Below are 308 nucleotides of genomic sequence, written 5' to 3' on the forward strand. Positions count from 1 at the left end.
CTAAAGTATCCCCAAAATTAGCCTTTATATATCAATGAACTAATAGTGTTAAAAAATATGGGTAGTGAGGGAACATTCATGGTGTTTTGTGATCTTATGAATCGCTTAAAAACAACAGAACTAAACACCATGAATGCGTCTACTATTTTGCACAATATGCTCCGCGCTGTCACCCCTAACTCTATTCATAAAGCCAGATTTAATACTCTAGTCGCTGCCGTTAAATCTCTTTTGCACTGTCAGCAATGCACCTTGACATCTATTGGTCGCAATTTGGATTCAAAAACAACTGAAAAACATGATATTAA

Annotated in this window: 1 pseudogene; it reads left to right on the forward strand. The window is 35.7% G+C overall.

The features are described from left to right. Window positions 1-45: 45 nt before the first annotated feature. Window positions 46-308 (forward strand): annotated as a pseudogene (locus ACT3RM_RS18280) (hypothetical protein); the annotation flags it as partial.

This window comes from Pseudoalteromonas sp. AOP7-A1-14 (assembly GCF_052376275.1).
GTDB lineage: Bacteria > Pseudomonadota > Gammaproteobacteria > Enterobacterales > Alteromonadaceae > Pseudoalteromonas.